24 protein-coding genes are annotated in these 17,330 nt (G+C 37.5%); 22 read left to right on the top strand and 2 right to left on the bottom strand.

All coding sequences use genetic code 11. From position 1 onward, the window contains the following. The first annotated feature begins 86 nt into the window (after positions 1-86). From rpsH to OO013_RS14095, 19 genes are all read left to right on the top strand, one after another. A complete protein-coding gene (gene rpsH, locus OO013_RS14185; RefSeq protein WP_137089636.1) occupies positions 87-485 on the top strand; it encodes a 30S ribosomal protein S8 in 399 nt (132 codons plus the stop codon). A gap of 10 nt (positions 486-495) precedes the next feature. Beyond that, positions 496-1,047, top strand: coding sequence for a 50S ribosomal protein L6 (gene rplF / locus OO013_RS14180; protein WP_266057582.1), 552 nt, complete (start codon positions 496-498; stop codon positions 1,045-1,047). 11 nt (positions 1,048-1,058) lie between these two features. After that, positions 1,059-1,412 (top strand): 50S ribosomal protein L18, encoded by a 354-nt coding sequence (gene rplR / locus OO013_RS14175; RefSeq protein WP_266057581.1) that lies wholly within the window; start codon positions 1,059-1,061, stop codon positions 1,410-1,412. A gap of 4 nt (positions 1,413-1,416) precedes the next feature. Further along, positions 1,417-1,938, top strand: coding sequence for a 30S ribosomal protein S5 (gene rpsE / locus OO013_RS14170; protein ID WP_137089639.1), 522 nt, complete (start codon positions 1,417-1,419; stop codon positions 1,936-1,938). A 5-nt stretch (positions 1,939-1,943) separates the two neighbouring features. Further along, the gene (rpmD, locus tag OO013_RS14165; protein WP_137089640.1) at positions 1,944-2,123 is read left to right on the top strand and encodes a 50S ribosomal protein L30; all 180 of its coding nucleotides are present in this window, start codon (positions 1,944-1,946) and stop codon (positions 2,121-2,123) included. Continuing rightward, complete coding sequence (gene rplO, locus OO013_RS14160) at positions 2,120-2,566, top strand: 50S ribosomal protein L15 (RefSeq protein ID WP_266057580.1); 447 nt, start codon at positions 2,120-2,122, stop codon at positions 2,564-2,566. Before rpmD ends, rplO begins: the two co-directional genes overlap by 4 nt. An 8-nt stretch (positions 2,567-2,574) precedes the next feature. After that, positions 2,575-3,891 (top strand): preprotein translocase subunit SecY, encoded by a 1,317-nt coding sequence (secY, locus tag OO013_RS14155; protein ID WP_266057579.1) that lies wholly within the window; start codon positions 2,575-2,577, stop codon positions 3,889-3,891. A 3-nt stretch (positions 3,892-3,894) separates the two neighbouring features. Further along, complete coding sequence (gene map, locus OO013_RS14150) at positions 3,895-4,695, top strand: type I methionyl aminopeptidase (RefSeq protein WP_266057578.1); 801 nt, start codon at positions 3,895-3,897, stop codon at positions 4,693-4,695. Continuing rightward, positions 4,673-4,891 carry a translation initiation factor IF-1 gene (gene infA / locus OO013_RS14145; RefSeq protein WP_137089644.1) on the top strand — a complete coding sequence of 73 codons (219 nt, stop codon included), beginning with the start codon at positions 4,673-4,675 and terminating at the stop codon, positions 4,889-4,891. Before map ends, infA begins: the two co-directional genes overlap by 23 nt. A 4-nt stretch (positions 4,892-4,895) precedes the next feature. Next, a complete protein-coding gene (gene ykgO, locus OO013_RS14140; RefSeq protein ID WP_137089645.1) occupies positions 4,896-5,012 on the top strand; it encodes a type B 50S ribosomal protein L36 in 117 nt (38 codons plus the stop codon). A 2-nt stretch (positions 5,013-5,014) separates the two neighbouring features. After that, positions 5,015-5,392, top strand: a complete 378-nt coding sequence (gene rpsM, locus OO013_RS14135; RefSeq protein ID WP_137089646.1) for a 30S ribosomal protein S13 — start codon at positions 5,015-5,017, stop codon at positions 5,390-5,392. A gap of 43 nt (positions 5,393-5,435) precedes the next feature. Continuing rightward, on the top strand, positions 5,436-5,828 hold the full coding sequence (rpsK, locus tag OO013_RS14130) for a 30S ribosomal protein S11 (protein ID WP_137089647.1): 393 nt from the start codon (positions 5,436-5,438) through the stop codon (positions 5,826-5,828). Positions 5,829-5,854: 26 nt separating this feature from the next. Next, positions 5,855-6,457, top strand: coding sequence for a 30S ribosomal protein S4 (gene rpsD / locus OO013_RS14125; protein WP_266057577.1), 603 nt, complete (start codon positions 5,855-5,857; stop codon positions 6,455-6,457). A 32-nt stretch (positions 6,458-6,489) separates the two neighbouring features. After that, complete coding sequence (locus tag OO013_RS14120; protein ID WP_266057576.1) at positions 6,490-7,479, top strand: DNA-directed RNA polymerase subunit alpha; 990 nt, start codon at positions 6,490-6,492, stop codon at positions 7,477-7,479. A gap of 5 nt (positions 7,480-7,484) precedes the next feature. Then, entirely contained in the window at positions 7,485-8,117 is a 633-nt protein-coding gene (gene rplQ / locus OO013_RS14115) for a 50S ribosomal protein L17 (RefSeq protein ID WP_266057575.1), read from the top strand. 89 nt (positions 8,118-8,206) lie between these two features. Further along, positions 8,207-9,310 (top strand): glutamine-hydrolyzing carbamoyl-phosphate synthase small subunit, encoded by a 1,104-nt coding sequence (carA, locus tag OO013_RS14110; protein WP_266057574.1) that lies wholly within the window; start codon positions 8,207-8,209, stop codon positions 9,308-9,310. Between the two features lie 11 nt (positions 9,311-9,321). Beyond that, positions 9,322-10,605, top strand: coding sequence for a phosphopyruvate hydratase (gene eno / locus OO013_RS14105; protein ID WP_266057573.1), 1,284 nt, complete (start codon positions 9,322-9,324; stop codon positions 10,603-10,605). Positions 10,606-10,734: 129 nt separating this feature from the next. Further along, positions 10,735-11,049: an FtsB family cell division protein gene (locus OO013_RS14100; protein WP_266057572.1), complete on the top strand. Its 315-nt coding sequence runs from the start codon at positions 10,735-10,737 to the stop codon at positions 11,047-11,049. A 2-nt stretch (positions 11,050-11,051) separates the two neighbouring features. After that, a complete protein-coding gene (locus OO013_RS14095; protein ID WP_266057570.1) occupies positions 11,052-11,648 on the top strand; it encodes a hypothetical protein in 597 nt (198 codons plus the stop codon). Here the strand turns inward: OO013_RS14095 and OO013_RS14090 are convergent, their stop codons facing one another. Together OO013_RS14090 and OO013_RS14085 are read right to left on the bottom strand one after the other, a co-directional pair. Beyond that, entirely contained in the window at positions 11,649-12,737 is a 1,089-nt protein-coding gene (locus tag OO013_RS14090) for an Ldh family oxidoreductase (protein WP_266057569.1), read from the bottom strand. Positions 12,738-12,740: 3 nt separating this feature from the next. Beyond that, complete coding sequence (locus tag OO013_RS14085; RefSeq protein WP_266057568.1) at positions 12,741-13,691, bottom strand: Ppx/GppA phosphatase family protein; 951 nt, start codon at positions 13,689-13,691, stop codon at positions 12,741-12,743. Positions 13,692-13,825: 134 nt separating this feature from the next. On the opposite strand from OO013_RS14085, the gene OO013_RS14080 reads away from it, so the two are divergent. From OO013_RS14080 to OO013_RS14070, 3 genes are all read left to right on the top strand, one after another. Further along, positions 13,826-15,418 carry an acyl-CoA carboxylase subunit beta gene (locus OO013_RS14080; protein WP_266057567.1) on the top strand — a complete coding sequence of 531 codons (1,593 nt, stop codon included), beginning with the start codon at positions 13,826-13,828 and terminating at the stop codon, positions 15,416-15,418. A gap of 68 nt (positions 15,419-15,486) precedes the next feature. Then, a complete protein-coding gene (locus OO013_RS14075; RefSeq protein WP_266057566.1) occupies positions 15,487-16,557 on the top strand; it encodes a M42 family metallopeptidase in 1,071 nt (356 codons plus the stop codon). Then, complete coding sequence (locus tag OO013_RS14070) at positions 16,535-17,329, top strand: ABC transporter substrate-binding protein (protein ID WP_266057565.1); 795 nt, start codon at positions 16,535-16,537, stop codon at positions 17,327-17,329. Before OO013_RS14075 ends, OO013_RS14070 begins: the two co-directional genes overlap by 23 nt. The last annotated feature ends 1 nt before the right edge of the window (position 17,330 follow it).

The following is a 17,330-nucleotide window of genomic DNA, read 5'->3' as shown; positions in this document are numbered from 1 at the left end:
TCAGCCCTTTTATTTTATATATAAGAAAAGTTCTTTATCTTTGCACGCCTGTTTCAAATCAGGCTTAACAATATTATTGATTAAAGATGACTGATCCAATAGCAGATTATTTAACAAGGATTAGAAACGCGATGACTGCAAACCACCGTGTGGTTGAGTTACCCGCTTCGAATATTAAGAAGGAAATGACAAAAATCCTTCATGATAAAGGTTATATCCAAGGGTATAAGTTTGAAGATGATGTGAATGTACAGGGCACAATCAAGATCGCGTTGAAGTATAACCCTGTAACCAAGGCTCCTGCTATCGTTCATCTAGAGCGTGTTAGTAAGCCTGGTTTGAGAAAATATGCGAAAGCCTCCGAATTGCCTCGTGTACTTAACGGTCTTGGAGTTGCCATCTTATCTACCAGTGTAGGTGTGATGACTGACAAAGAAGCTCGTACACAGAATATCGGTGGTGAAGTTTTATGCTACGTATACTAATTAGGAAATTATGTCACGAATTGGTAAAAAACCGATAACTATACCAGAAGGTGTAACAATAACTCATAAACCTGGTCAAATTACAGTTAAAGGCCCTAAGGGTGAACTTGTACAGGATGTGAGCGAAGAAATAGAAATATCCATCGAGGACGGTCAAGTTGAATTTGTTCGTCCAACCGAACAGAAGAAGCATAAAGCGATGCACGGTCTTACTCGTGCCCTAGTTGCTAATATGGTTGAGGGTGTTGTTAATGGTTATAAAAAAGAATTAGAACTTGTGGGTGTAGGTTACAAAGCTACAGCGCAAGGTCAGTTACTTGAACTTAACCTTGGATATTCTCATAGTATCTTCTTTCAGGTTCCTGAAGAGGTAAAAGTATCTGCTGCTACCGAAAAAGGTAAAAACCCTATCGTTACTCTCGAAAGTAATGATAAGCAATTAATCGGCCAGGTTGCAGCTAAGATTAAATCACTTAGAAAAGTTGAGCCTTACAAAGGTAAAGGTATACGCTACGTAGGTGAAAGAATTAGACGTAAAGCAGGTAAAACCGCTGCTAAATAATAAGAAGTAATATGGCTATTAAGAAATATAACCGCAGATTACGAATAAGAAGAGGAATACGTAAAAAAGTAAGTGGTACCGCAGAGCGTCCTCGTTTGAGTGTATATAAAAGTAATTCTTCTATATATGCACAATTAATAGACGATTTAAATGGTAATACACTTGCTTACGCTTCTTCTCGAGAAATAAATCCTTCTAAGAAGAATTTCAATGTAGAGGATGCAAATAATGTAGGTAAGAAAATTGCTGAACTAGCAAAATCTAATGGCATCGAGACTGTCGTTTTCGATCGTAGCGGTTACCGCTACCATGGCAGAATAAAGTCACTAGCTGAAGGTGCTAGAGAAGGAGGCCTAAAATTCTAAGAATATGTCACAAAGTAGTACAATAAGATCAGTAAAAGCGAGTGAATTGGACCTTAAAGAAAAGGTCGTAGCAATTAAGCGTGTAGCTAAAGTAGTAAAAGGTGGTAGACGCTTCAGTTTCTCTGCAATTGTTGTTGTAGGAGATGGTAACGGAGTTGTTGGTTACGGATTAGGTAAAGCTAATGAGGTAACAGACGCTATCACTAAAGGCATCGATGATGCAAAAAAGAATCTGATCAAAATTCCTGTACTAAAAGGATCTATTCCTCATGAAACCGTTGGTAAATACGGTGGTGGACTAGTATTGATCAAACCTGCATCTCACGGTACTGGAGTTATCGCTGGTGGTGCTATGCGTGCTGTACTTGAAAGTGCAGGTATTACAGACGTACTCGCTAAATCTAAGGGTTCATCTAACCCTCACAACGCTGTAAAGGCGACTTTCAATGGTCTGTCTAAGTTACGTGATGCTTACACTGTGGCACAAACAAGAGGTGTTGAACTAGATAAAGTATTTAACGGGTAAAGATTATGGCGAAGGTTAAAATTACGCAAGTAAGAAGTACAATTGGTCGTCCAAAGCGTCAGGTTAGAACGATAGAAGCGCTAGGTTTAGGACGTATCAATAAATCCGTAGAGGTAGAAAATACTCCTCAAATAGCGGGTATGATCAATAAAGTTAGTCACTTGGTAAATGTAACTGAGATATGAAATTACATACATTAAAACCTGCCGCGGGATCGACGAAGAATTCAAAAAGAATAGGTAGAGGTCAGGGAACTGGCCGTGGTGGAACTTCAACAAGAGGACATAAAGGTGCTAAATCCAGATCTGGATACAGTAGCAAAGCCGGTTTTGAAGGTGGACAGATGCCTCTTCAAAGAAGGGTTCCTAAATTTGGATTCAGAAATCCTAACAGAGTAGAATATAAGCCAGTTAACTTGTATCAAATACAAGAATTGGCTGATAATAAAAAATTAGATACGATCGACCTTCAGGTTTTGATCGATAATGGGTTTGCTCAGAAAAATGATTTGATCAAAATTCTTGGCAAAGGAGAATTAAAGTCTAAATTAGCAGTTACTGCTCATAAATTTTCTGCTTCTGCTAAGGAAGCTATAGAAAAAGCAGGCGGATCAGTAACAACACTTTAATTAGAAGAATGAAAAAGTTTATTACGACCATCAGGAACATTTTTTCGATTGAGGAACTAAGAACTAGGATCCTTAACACCCTTGGCTTTTTAATAATATTTCGCCTTGGGTCTTTTATCGTTTTACCTGGCGTTGATCCAGATCGACTACCTGAATCTGCAGAAGGAATCTTCGGATTGCTTGACAGTTTTTTAGGTGGTGCATTTAATAATGCTGCGATTTTCGGTTTAGGTATTATGCCGTACATTTCGGCATCGATCGTAGTTCAATTGCTAACTATAGCTATTCCTCATTTCCAAAGATTGCAGAAAGAAGGGGAGAGCGGTCGTAAAAGATTAACTCAGATTACAAGAGTACTGACTATTATAATTACATTAGGTCAGTCTATAGGATACCTAACTGCTTACATCCCGGGTGAAGCAGTTGTGGTTGATCCATTATTCTTTAAAATCAGTTCAGCTATAATTCTTACCTCCGGAACCATGTTCTGTATGTGGCTTGGCGAAAGAATTACTGATAAAGGAATTGGAAATGGTATTTCAATGTTGATCATGATCGGTATTATATCAAGGTTTCCAAGTTCACTGATTTTTGAATTTTCTTCAAAAGGTGACCAGGGAGGTATAATACTTTTCGTATTGGAAATGGTTGCATTGTTTTTTGTTGTAATGGCAGTTGTTGCTCTTACAAAAGCTGTGAGAAGAATACCTGTAAATTATGCCAAAGCGCATGTTTCAGGTGGCCGGGCATACGGTGGACAAAGACAATACATTCCTTTGAAAGTTAATAGTTCAGGTGTGATGCCGATCATTTTTGCTCAGGCATTGATGTTTTTACCTGCTCTATTCGCTCAGCCTTTTCAAGATACAGATCTGGGTAACTATTTTATTACAACGTTCTCAAACTACCAGACTCCGGTTTATAATATAACCTTTGCTATATTAATTATTCTTTTCACTTTCTTTTATACAGCTATCACTGTAAACCCTACAGAAATAGCAGATGGATTGAAAAGAAACGGAGGTTTTATTCCGGGTGTTAAACCAGGTAAAGAAACATCAGAGTATCTAGATAGTGTTTTAACTAAGATTACTCTTCCAGGATCAATTTTTCTTGCAATTGTAGCGATCTTACCTGCATTTGCAACGTTAGCAGGAGTTTCTCCTCAGTTCTCTCAGTTTTATGGTGGAACTAGTTTGTTGATTATGGTTGGAGTTATACTTGATACTCTTCAGCAGATAGAAAGTTATTTATTAATGCGTCATTACGAAGGACTAATGAAGTCTGGTAAAGTAAAAGGACGTTCTGAAGCGGCAGTTGTCTAATTTATGATTCCTGTTAAATCAAAAGAAGAAATAGAGATCATAAAGGAAAGCGCCGATATACTCGGAAGAGCTCATGGTGAAGTAGCGAAAGCTGTAAAGCCAGGAGTTTCGACTAAAGCGCTTGATAAGATAGCTGAAGAATTTATAAAGGATCATCAAGGACATCCGTCCTTTTTGGGATATAGCGGGTTTCCCGCATCACTTTGTATATCAGTGAACGAAAACGTCGTTCATGGTATTCCCGGTGAGTACGTTTTGAAAGATGGAGATTTAGTTTCAATTGATTGTGGTGTTTTTTATAAAGGCTACCACAGTGATTGTGCTTACAGTTATGCAGTAGGTGAAGTTAGCGAAGAAATAAAGCGGCTGATTCGCGTAACTCGCCAATCCCTCTATGAAGGGATCCAGGCTGCAGTAGCCGGACACAGGATCGGAGATATAGGCTATGCTGTACAATCATTTGTTGAAAAAGAAGGGTTTTCAGTTGTAAGAGAACTTGTCGGCCATGGTGTTGGCAAGAATCTACACGAAAAGCCGGAGGTTCCTAATTATGGAAAGCGCGGTCGTGGAGCTAAATTGAAGCCGGGTTATGTATTAGCAGTAGAACCAATGGTAAATCAAGGTGGACGGAGTATTGTTCAGGAAGCCGATGGTTGGACCATTAGAACTGCAGATAGATTACCGAGTGCTCATTTTGAGCACACAATTGCTATCACCGAAGAAGGTGAGGCAGAGATTTTAACAACGCATCAATATATTGAAGACTATTTAAAAGAACAATATGGCGAAACAATCATCCATTGAACAAGACGGTACAATAACCGAAGCATTGTCGAATGCGATGTTCCGCGTTGAACTTGAAAACGGGCACGAAGTTATAGCTCATATTTCAGGTAAGATGCGGATGAATTACATTAAAATATTACCAGGGGACAAAGTTAAATTAGAAATGTCTCCGTATGATTTAACTAAAGGTAGAATCGTTTACAGATACAAATAAAGTCATGAAGGTAAGAGCATCCGTAAAAAAAAGAAGCAGCGATTGCAAAATCGTACGCCGAAAAGGAAAGGTGTACGTTATTAACAAAAAGAACCCTAAGTTTAAACAAAGACAAGGATAATTATGGCACGTATTGCAGGAGTCGATATTCCGGATAATAAAAGGGGAGAAATTTCTCTTACGTATATCTTCGGTATAGGAAAAAGTTCAGCTCAAGAGATTTTGTCAAAAGCCGGGGTCGATAAGGATAAAAAAGTAAGCGAGTGGACTGATGATGAGTCAACAGCTGTTCGTAATGTTATTTCTGAAAATCACAAAGTAGAAGGTGTTTTAAAATCAGAAGTGCAGCTTAATATTAAGCGACTTATGGACATCGGTTGTTACCGAGGACTTCGTCACAGAAAAGGTTTACCTGTTAGAGGTCAAAAAACTAAAAACAACTCGAGAACGAGAAAAGGTAAACGTAAAACTGTTGCTAACAAGAAAAAAGCTGTTAAATAATAGCAAACAGGATAGATTACCTTCCTGAAAATTGTAGTGAAATATGGCTCAAAAAAGAAAAGATAAAGCAAAAAAGAGAGTAGTAGTTGTTGATGCAGTAGGTCAGGCTCATATTAAGGCGACCTTCAACAACATCATTATCTCAATGACCAATCAGGCCGGTCAAGTTATTTCATGGGCTTCTGCAGGTAAAATGGGCTTTAAGGGTTCTAAAAAGAACACTCCTTATGCTGCTCAAACTGCTGCTCAGGATTGTGCTCAAAAAGCATATGATCTTGGTCTTCGAAAGGTTGAAGTATTCGTTAAGGGTCCTGGTGCTGGTCGTGAATCAGCAATCAGAACAATCCAGAACACTGGTATCGAGGTGACAATGATCAAAGATATCACACCTCTTCCACACAACGGATGTCGTCCACCTAAAAGAAGAAGAGTCTAATTTAATTAACTGAACGGAAAAAAATAATGGCTAGATATACAGGTCCAAAGGCTAAAATAGCCCGTAAATTCCAGGAAGCGATTTTTGGTCCGAGCAAAGCGCTTCAAAAGAAAAGTTACGGTCCGGGACAACACGGACGTAGCCGCAGAAGAAAGCAGTCTGAATACGCAATTCAGCTTGCTGAAAAACAAAAGGCAAAATATACTTACGGTGTATTAGAGAAACAATTCGCTAATACTTTCGAAAAAGCTACAAGAAAGAAGGGAGTAACCGGTGAGGTTCTTCTTCAATTATTGGAAGCTAGATTGGACAACACCGTATATAGATTAGGTATTGCGCCTACAAGAAGGAGTGCAAGACAACTTGTATCACATAAACACATAACTGTTAATGGTGAAATCGTTAACATACCATCTTATTCTTTAAAAGAAGGTGATGTTGTTGGTGTGCGTGAAAGAAGTAAAACTTTGGAAATAATCAGTGACTCACTTGCTGCAGGCAGAAAGCAATTTTCATGGCTTGAGTGGGACGGAAAAGAGTTTGCTGGTAAATTCGTAACAATGCCACAACGTGATGAGATTCCTGAAAACATTAAGGAACAACTGATCGTTGAATTGTACTCTAAATAATCCTATTGACTAATATAAAGACTCGAAATAATATGTCCATTTTAGCATTTCAAATGCCCGAAAAGGTGGCGATGGAGAAAGCAGATGATTTTCACGGGCTTTTTACATTTAAACCACTTGAACCGGGATATGGAGTTACTATAGGTAATGCGCTTAGAAGAATCCTTCTTTCTTCGTTAGAAGGATATGCCATCACCGGTATAAAAATTCCGGACGTTCTACACGAATTCTCTTCTGTCGAAGGTGTTGTAGAGGATGTATCTGAGATCATCCTTAACCTGAAGATGGTTAGATTTAAGAAAGTAGGCGACCTTGTTGAAAACAAAATCACAGTTAAGGTTGGCGGTAGCAAAGAATTTAAAGCTGCAGATATTGGTGGAAATACCTCTGCCTTCGAAATTCTAAACCCAGACTTGGTGATTTGTCATATGGACGAGTCTGTTGATTTCGAAATCGAATTAACTGTCGATAAAGGAAGAGGGTACTTACCAGCTGAAGAGAACAAACCAGCTGAACAGGTATTCGGATATATTCCAATTGATGCGATTTTCACTCCTATTAAAAACGTGAAATTCAGCGTTGAAAATACTCGTGTTGAGCAAAAAACTGACTATGAAATGTTAGTGCTTGACATTGAAACTGATGGATCTATACATCCTGAAGATGCATTAAAAGGAGCTGCTAATATTTTGATCCAGCACTTTATGCTATTCTCTGATCAGAATATGATCCTTGAAACTGAGAAATCAGGAGAGCCTGAGCAAGTAGATGAAGAAATGCTACATATGCGAAAGCTGCTTAAAACTTCATTAAGTGATCTTGACCTATCAGTAAGAGCTTACAACTGTCTTAAAGCGGCAGATGTTAGAACTCTTGGTGATCTGGTAAGACTTGAGATCTCTGATATGATGAAGTTCCGTAACTTCGGTAAGAAGTCTCTTGCTGAGCTTGAGCAGTTAGTTCAGGAAAAAGGATTAACTTTTGGAATGGATTTGTCTAAGTATAAACTTGACGAAGAGTAAGAAAAATGAGACACGGTAAAAAATTTAATCACTTGGGTAGAACTGCCTCTCACAGAAAGGCAATGCTTTCTAACATGGCAAGTTCACTCATCCTACATAAGAGAATAACGACGACTGTAGCTAAGGCTAAAGCCCTTAGAAAATATGTTGAGCCTTTGATTACTAAAGCGAAGGCTGATTCAACTCACTCTCGTCGTGTAGTTTTCAGTTACCTTCAAAATAAGTATTCAGTAGATACTTTATTTAACGAAGTAGCTGATAAGGTTGCTAACCGACCAGGTGGATACACAAGAATTATCAAGCTTAATTCAAGACTTGGAGATAACGCTGATATGTGTATCATGGAATTAGTAGATTATAATGAGCTACTAGTTAAAGAAGAAAAATCGGCTGGTAAGAAAACCAGAAGAAGCCGAAGAGGTAGTGGTTCAAAAGCAAAATCTGCTGCTCCTAAGTCTGAAGCAAAAGCTGAAGAAACTAAAGCAGAAGAAAGTAAAACTGAAGAACCAAAAGCTGAAAAGCCTAAAGCTGATACTAAAAAAGCTGAAGCTAAGAAAGCTGCACCAAAAAAAGAATCTAAAAAAACAGATTCTGAATCAAAATCTTCTGATGAAAAGAATGAAGATAAAGGTGAATAATAAATATTTACTAAATAAATTTAAAAGGGAGCAAACATATGTTTGTTCCCTTTTTTATTTTTGCACAAAATCTATTTCGCGAATACATTATGACTACAGCCAAGTATAATCCGCACTCAAAAGCAAGCTTGTTACTCGAAGATGGTACTTTGTTACATGGTATTTCAGTAGGTTACTCCGGAACCGCTGGTGGTGAGATCTGTTTTAACACCGGAATGACAGGTTATCAGGAAATTTATACCGATCCATCTTACTACGGACAGGTTATTATCAGTACAACTTCTCACATCGGGAATTACAATGTAATTGATGATGAACAAGAATCTGCTAATCCTCAGATAAGTGGTATTATTGTAAATGAATTTTCATGGAAAGGAAGTCGAAAAACTTCCGATGAAACTCTGCACAAATATCTTGATGACAACAAGGTTGTAGGAATTGCTGACCTTGATACCCGTAAGCTTGTTAAGCATGTAAGAACAAAAGGAGCTATGAACTGTATTATCAGTTCTGAGTATCATACAAAAGAAGAACTTCAGAAGGAACTAGATAAAATTCCTTCTATGTTAAATTTGGAGCTCAGTACAAAAGTATCAGCAAAGGAACCTTATTTCGTAGGTGATCCTAGTGGAATAAAGGTTGCTGTTTTGGATCTTGGTTGTAAGACAAGCATTCTAGAAAATATGACCTCCAGGGGGATTTACTGTAAAGTATTCCCAGCTAAAACTTCTTTCGAAGAAATGAAAGAATGGGGGCCAAAAGGATACTTTATCAGTAATGGGCCTGGAGACCCTGCTGCCACTTCCTATGCAGTTGAAACTGTAAAGGAAATCCAACAAAGTGGAAGTCCGATGTTTGGAATTTGCCTTGGTCACCAATTAATTGCTCTTGCCAATGATGTGGAAACTTATAAAATGCACCATGGACACAGAGGATTAAATCACCCTGTTAAGAATCTTCTCACTGGAAAAAGTGAAATAACTTCTCAAAATCATGGATTCTCTGTAAGTATGGAATCTGTGGAACAACACCCTAATGTTGAAATGACACACATTAACCTGAATGACAAAACTGTTGAAGGAATCAGGATAAAGGATAAAAAGGTTTTCTCGGTACAATATCACCCTGAAGCTGGCCCTGGTCCTCATGATTCCCGATACTTATTTGATGATTTTATAGCGTTAATGAACTAAAAACTAAAACTATGAGTTTAATTGAAAGTATCCACGCCAGACAAATTCTGGATTCTCGTGGTAATCCAACCATTGAAGTTGATGTAACTACTGAAAACGGCTTTGTAGGCAGAGCTGCTGTACCATCGGGTGCGAGCACAGGTGTGAATGAAGCAGTTGAATTGAGAGATGATGATAAAGATAGATTTGGCGGGAAAGGTGTCTTAAAAGCTGTTGAAAACGTAAATGAGGTTATAGCACCTGAACTTGTCGGGTTTGATGTTTATGAGCAAAATATGCTTGATAAAATCATGATCGAACTGGATGGTACCGATAATAAAGGTAAACTGGGAGCTAATGCTATTTTAGGTGTTTCACTTGCAGTTGCAAAAGCTGCAGCAATGGAATCTGGGCAGTCTTTATACAGATATATCGGTGGTGCCAACGCACATACTCTTCCTGTACCTATGATGAATATCATTAATGGTGGTTCTCACTCTGACGCTCCTATTGCTTTTCAGGAGTTTATGATCAGACCTGTTGGAGCACCTTCATTTAATGAAGCGATGAGAATGGGAACTGAGATTTTCCATCAGCTGAAAAAGATTTTAAAAGGAAAAGGATTAAGTACTGCGGTAGGTGATGAAGGCGGCTTTGCCCCTGAGTTTACCGGAGGTACTGAAGAAGCTCTTGATACTATTATCCAGGCAATCGAAGAAGCTGGATATAAGCCTGGTACTGAAGTAACATTAGCACTTGATTGTGCTTCTTCTGAGTTTTTCGAGGATGGTGTTTACAATTATGCCAAATTCGAAGGAGAGAATGGTAAGAAAAGAAATCAGGAGGAACAAGTTGACTATCTTGCGGAATTAATCGACAAGTATCCGATTGATTCAATCGAGGATGGCTGTGCTGAAGAAGATTGGGATGGATGGAACCTGTTAACTTCAAAAATTGGCGACAGATGTCAGCTTGTGGGTGATGACCTATTTGTTACCAACGTAAAGTTTCTTGAAAGAGGTATCAAAGAGAAATCTGCTAACAGTATTTTGATCAAAGTAAACCAAATTGGTACGCTAACAGAAACTCTTGAAGCTATTGATATGGCTCATAGAGCGGGCTTTACTGCTGTAATTAGTCACCGAAGTGGTGAAACAGAGGATGCAACTATCGCAGATATTGCAGTAGCAACTAATGCCGGTCAGATCAAAACGGGATCTCTTTCTAGAAGTGATAGAATGGCCAAGTATAACCAATTACTTAGAATAGAAGAAGAATTGGCCGAGGTAGCTAAATACCCAACTGCCAAAAACTAATATTTATTATTATTATTAACAAAGAAAGCTGTAGACATCACGTTTACAGCTTTTTTTATTGAAAGTATCGAACAAGATTATTATTTTACTTAAAACAGGTATCTTTGAGGGGGATAAATAATTTTTATAATGTTAGAGTTGGAGAAATTTTTGAGTCGTATTAAGAGTAAAATGTCAAACATTTTTGTTCTTAGTCTAGTAGTGTTTTTAGTTTGGATGCTTTTTTTCGATAACACAAATTTTATAACAACTTTCAAGCTTAATTCTAAACTGAACAACCTGGAAAAGGAAAAAGAATATTATGAAGAGAATATCCAGCAGGTTGAAAAGGACAGGAAAGAATTATTGAGTAATACCGAGCTACTAGAAAAATTTGCCCGAGAAAGATATTTTATGAAGAAAGAATCTGAGGATTTATATATAATCGTAGACCATAACGAATAGGAATGAGAAATCTATCAATCACCTTTGTCATTTTCATACTAACCATTTTCAGTTCTTTTAGCCAGGAATATTATAAGGAAGGCGATAGAAAAGAAGATTCAGTTGATGTTAAAGAAGAAGCAACGAAGAGATATCAACAAGAAAAAGAAGATAATGAATTTTGGCAAAAAGTAAGAGTAGGTGGTGGATTAGGATTTGGATTTAATCCTTTTTATTTGGATTTATCTCCTTCAGTTGGCTACATGGTTAATCAACGATTTATGACTGGTTTCGGGATCAGATATTTATATGTTAAATACGATGATCCTTTTTTCGAAGGGTCCTATAATAGTTATGGAGGTAGTCTGTGGGCAAATTATTTTATTTTAAATAATATTTTCCTACGTACGGAATATGAAATGTTAAGAGTAGATTTTGTGGAAGATGCCCGACTAAAAAGAGAATGGGTACCTTCATTTTTTCTTGGCGGAGGTTATGTTCAGCCAATTGGCAGGACTGGTTCAGGGGTTTTCCTTTCTGCTCTATATAACCTTCTTCATGATGACATTAAATCTCCTTACGGTAGTCCATTGGTAATCAGGGCTGGAATAATGTTGTAATCAATTAGGATTTGGTAATTCAACATCAAACTTCTCAGAAAGAGATTTAAGACTTTCTACTACAGGCTTTAGTAAGGGAATACCATTTTCATTTCTTTCTTGCTCGAACATCCTTTCCGGGTCTCCTGGAATTTTAACTTTTTCTTCATCATTTATTGATTCCGTTTCTCTGAATCTTCGAATCCAGTGATCCATATGTTTTAAGAAATCTTCTTTTGGTCGAAATGCATCAACTCTCATAGCTCCAAAGAAATGTCCCAGGCCTTCACCCACCGGATTATCTGAAACAGGTAAAAAACTAACGAAAGGAGGAACCCATGGACCATAATTGGCTCCTGATAAAACTCCTGACAAAATATCAACTATTGATCCGAGGATATATCCTTTATGACCGGCATTTTTTGGAGATCCCCCTAAAGGTAATAAAGCTCCTCCATCTTTTACGGCACCGGGATCGGTTGATGGATTTCCTTCTTTATCCTGTACCCAACCCAAAGGTGCTTTTTCATTTTTTCTTTGAAGTATTTCTAATTTTCCGTTTGCTGCGGTAGTTGTTGCCATATCAGCGACAAATGGTGGTTCGTCTTTCGTAGGGATCGCTACACTAATAGGGTTAGTGCCCAGCATTCTTTCTTTACCATATGTTGGTGCTACTAACGGACTGGCATTAGTAAAGCTGAAACCGATCATATCTTCTTCTAAAGCCATCATACTATGATATCCTGCAATTCCGTAATGATTAGAGTTTTTAACTGCTACCCATCCGGTTCCGACATTTTTAGCTTTTTCCATAGCAATCTTCATTGCTACAGGGCCAACCACCAGACCCAAGCCTTTATCTCCATCTATTACAGCCGTAGAAGGCGTTTCATGAACAACTTTAATATTGGGTTTTGGATTAACTCTTTCAGATTCCCAGAGTCTAACATATCCGATCAGCCTGGCAATACCATGAGAATCTACACCTCTAAGGTCTGCCGACAAAAGTGTATTGGTTGCTTGTGTTGCATCGTCATCACTGCATCCAATAGCCAAAAATATATTTTTAGCGAATTTATAAAGTTCCTTATAGGAATAATTAGTAGTCATTTTCTAATTATTTTCTTCTTCATCTTCCTTCAATAAAACCTCATGTAAAAGGCCTTCCTTTAATGAAGCAGGAGAAATTCGAATTCTTTTAAGATTTAGGGTGTTTAATACAAATTTGATTAAAACCCCGGCTACAACAATCATATCGACTCTTAAAGCGATCATACCAGGTATTTGTAATCGCTCCTCTCTTGATTTTACTACAAGATTGCTGTAAATTTCTTCAAAATCTTTAAGATCAAGCCATAAATCAGATTTAATTTTGTTGTATTTCAAAGGATACTTTTCACATGCAATGTCATTCAAAGTATCAAAGCTACCTGAAGCGCCAATTAATACTACAGGATGATACTTTTCTGTAGCATCAATTAGAGGTGCAAGCATAATCTCAAGATATTTGTTTAATTCTTCAATCTTATCTTTTGGCATTGGATCAGATGACTGAAACATATCGACCAGTCTCTGCCCGCCAATTTCAAATGACTGTTTCCAGAAAATATTGTGTTCATTACAAATAATGAATTCAACGCTTCCGCCTCCAATATCTAAGATCAAAGATGTTTCATCACCAATATAGATTGCTGATTTCACACCTTCATAAATGTATTCTGCTTCTTTATCACCATCGATGATCTCGACTTTTATACCATATTCATCATTGATCAGGTCAGCTATCTCTTGTCCGTTTTTTGCATTACGCATTGCACTTGTAGCAGTAGCGTAAATCTGGTCAACTTCGAGATTGTCTATTACTCTTTTAAATTGGGATATTGCTGTTAAACCCCGATTTTTAGCTTCCTCGGTTATATAACCTTTAGTAATACCTCCTTTACCAATACCAACAGCTTGTTTTTCTTTGTGCAATACCTCTATTTCATGGTTAACAACTCTAACAATTAAAAGGTGCCAGGTATTGGTACCAAGATCTATTACGGCAGTTTTTTGATTATGCATATTGACTTAAAAAATCGGCGAAATTTAGCTATTTTTAGCCTTGCAACAAAACATATGACAATGCATTTGATATTTTGGGTGTATAAGCCTGAAGTTATATATATTTGATAAACAAATTAAACCCATTTAAGAACATGAGTTCAGATTCTGAAAAAAGTAAAGCAATATATACACTACCTACAAGGGAAGAAAAATTTGATTTATTAGCCAGAAAAAATAAAGAGGCCGAACAAGGTGGGGGTGAAGCTAGGATAAAAGCCCAGCATGAGAAGGGAAAGTTAACCGCGAGAGAGCGAATAGAACTTCTTCTAGATGAAGGAACCTTCGAAGAGATCGGGAAATTTGTAATGCATCGCGCTAAGGATTTCGGACTCGATAAGCAACATTATCTGGGTGACGGTGTAGTAACAGGATATGGTAAGATCCACGGTAGACCTACTTATGTTTTTTCTCAGGACTTTACTGTTTTTGGCGGTTCGCTTTCTGAGACTCATGCAGAAAAAATTGTTAAGATCATGGATCTTGCAATGAAAAATGGTGTGCCTGTAATTGGTTTAAATGATTCCGGAGGAGCTCGAATTCAGGAAGGGGTTGTTTCTCTGGCAGGTTATGCAGATATATTTTACAGAAACGTAAGAGCATCTGGCGTGATCCCTCAGATTTCAGCTATCATGGGACCTTGTGCTGGTGGTGCGGTGTATTCCCCGGCTATTACTGACTTTATTATGATGGTTGAAAACACCTCATATATGTTTGTAACAGGGCCGAATGTTGTAAAAACGGTTACGCAGGAAAATGTTACTGCCGAAGAGTTAGGAGGAGCAAGTGCTCATAGTACCAAAAGTGGGGTAACTCATTTCTCTTGTGCAAACGAAGTGGAATGCATCAATAATATAAAGAATTTGATGAGCTACGTTCCTCAGAACTGTGAAGAGTTACCTCCTTCAGTTCCTTATGATGAAAAAGCAGATGAGACTCGTCAGCAACTTGATGAGGTAATACCTGAAAACCCAAATCAGCCATATGATATTAAGGAAGTTATTGATGGTATTGTAGATGCGAATTCATTTCTGGAGGTTCATAAGGATTTTGCTGAAAACATCGTTGTTGGTTTTGCAAGATTAGCAGGAAAAAGCATAGGAATAGTTGGGAATCAACCCGCTTCATTAGCCGGCGTATTAGATATCCATGCAAGTCAAAAAGCTGCAAGGTTTGTTAGATTTTGCGATAGTTTTAATATTCCATTACTGGTATTAGAAGATGTGCCAGGGTTTTTACCTGGAACAGATCAGGAATGGAATGCAATAATTACCAACGGGGCAAAACTTCTTTATGCATTTAGTGAAGCAACAGTTCCAAGAGTAACTGTAATTACTCGTAAAGCTTATGGCGGAGCATATGATGTGATGAACTCTAAACACATAGGAGCAGATCTTAATTACGCCTGGCCAACTGCTGAAATTGCTGTAATGGGTGCAAAAGGGGCTTCCGAGATTATTTTCAGAAAAGAGATATCAGAGGCAGATGACAGGGAGGCAAAGCTGCAGGAGAAGATTGACGATTATACTGCAAAATTTGCAAATCCATACAGAGCAGCGCATCGTGGTTATGTAGATGAAGTAATTCTTCCTAGAGATACCAGGAAAAAGTTGATAAGAGCTTTTGAAATGCTTCAAAATAAGGTTGATAACCTTCCTCGAAAGAAACACGGAAACATTCCGTTATAAAAAACACTTAATAAGGTAAGGGCAATCTGTTTTCAGATTGCCCTTTTTATAAAATAAAGCTATTAATTATGGACGATAAAAGTTTTAATTTCTTAAATGATTACCTGAATAATGCTTCGCCGACAGGATTTGAGACTCCCGGCCAGCAACTTTGGCTCGATTACCTAAAGCCTTATATTGATGATTACATTACTGATGTGTATGGCACGGCAGTAGGAGTGATCAACCCGGGTAAAGATTATAAAGTTGTAATCGAAGCTCATGCTGATGAAATAAGTTGGTTTGTTCATTATATCAATGATGATGGATATATCTATGTCAGAAGAAATGGAGGTTCTGATCATCAGATCGCTCCTTCTAAGAAAGTAAATATTCATACAGATAACGGAATCGTAAAGGGAGTTTTTGGATGGCCTGCAATCCACATAAGGCAACAGGATAAAGAGGAATCTCCATCTTTAAAGAACATCTGTATTGATATTGGAGCTGAAAGCAAGGAAGAAGTAGAAAAATTAGGAGTTCACGTTGGTTGTGTGATCACATTTGATGACACCTTTTCTGTGCTAAATGATCGTTTTTATACTGGCAGGGCTATGGATAATAGAATTGGAGGATTCATGATAGCTGAGGTAACCAGAAGATTGAAAGAGAATAAAGCAGAACTACCATTTACATTATATGTTGTCAATGCGGTGCAGGAAGAAGTTGGATTAAGAGGAGCCCAGATGATAGCACAAAGGTTGAAGCCGGATGTAGCAATTGTGACAGATGTGTGTCACGATACGCATTCTCCAATGTACAATAAGAAAGAACAGGGAGATTTTAAATGTGGGAAAGGACCTGTATTGACTTATGGACCTGCAGTTCAGAATAATTTATTGAAAATGGTTATTGATACAGCAAAAGAAAAAGAAATACCTTTCCAGAGACTGGCTGCGAGCAGGGCAACCGGAACTGATACTGATTCTTTTGCTTATAGTAACGAAGGTGTTGCATCTTCTTTAATCTCCCTTCCATTAAAATATATGCATACTACGGTGGAAATGGCTCATAAAGATGACGTTGAAAATGTCATTAGACTTATGTATGAGTTTTTATTGCAACTCAAAGCAGGTCATGACTTCAGATACATCAAATAGGAAAGTAATTATTGATATGATGAACAGGAAAGTAGAATTAAATAACTTTCCTGTTCGTATCATATCTTTAGTCCCCTCTCAAACCGAGCTATTATGTGATCTGGATCTTGATAAAAGAGTTGTAGGTATTACCAAGTTTTGTGTTCATCCGGAGAATTGGTTAAAAGAAAAAGAAATAATAGGTGGAACTAAAAAACTGCGGATAGATAAAATCAGGAAGTTGAAGCCAGATCTGATTATTGCAAATAAAGAAGAAAATGTTAAGGAGGATATTCTAACCCTTGCCCGGGACTTTCCTGTCTATATTAGTGATATCTCCAATTTACATGATGTAAACCGCATGATTAGTGACATCGGTTCTTTGACTGGAAGAGAACAAAAAGCTGGTGATATCATCAATGAAATAAAAAGGAAGTCGTCAGAACTAAAAAGCTTTCCTGTTAAAACCTGTCTTTATTTTATATGGAAAAATCCATGGATGATGGCAGGTAGCGATACTTTCATAAATGAAATGCTTAATGCTGCAGGATATCAAAATTTAAGTTCTTTCCCAAGATATCCTGAATTAACAGACGAAATGAAGTCTTTAAAGCCTGATGAAATTTTATTGAGTAGTGAACCATATCCTTTTAAGGAGAAGGATTTCCCCGAAATAAAAAACATATATCCTGATTCAGAAATCAAAATAGTTGATGGAGAATATTTTTCCTGGTATGGAAGTAGGCTAACTAAAGCTTTTGATTATTTTAAAAAGTTAAGAGCAAGGTCATAAA

It is taken from the genome of Mangrovivirga halotolerans (assembly GCF_026241165.1).
Taxonomy (GTDB): Bacteria; Bacteroidota; Bacteroidia; order Cytophagales; family Cyclobacteriaceae; genus Mangrovivirga; species Mangrovivirga halotolerans.
The sequence above is the reverse complement of the archived record's forward strand: the minus strand, read 5'-3'. Positions and strand labels throughout refer to the sequence as shown.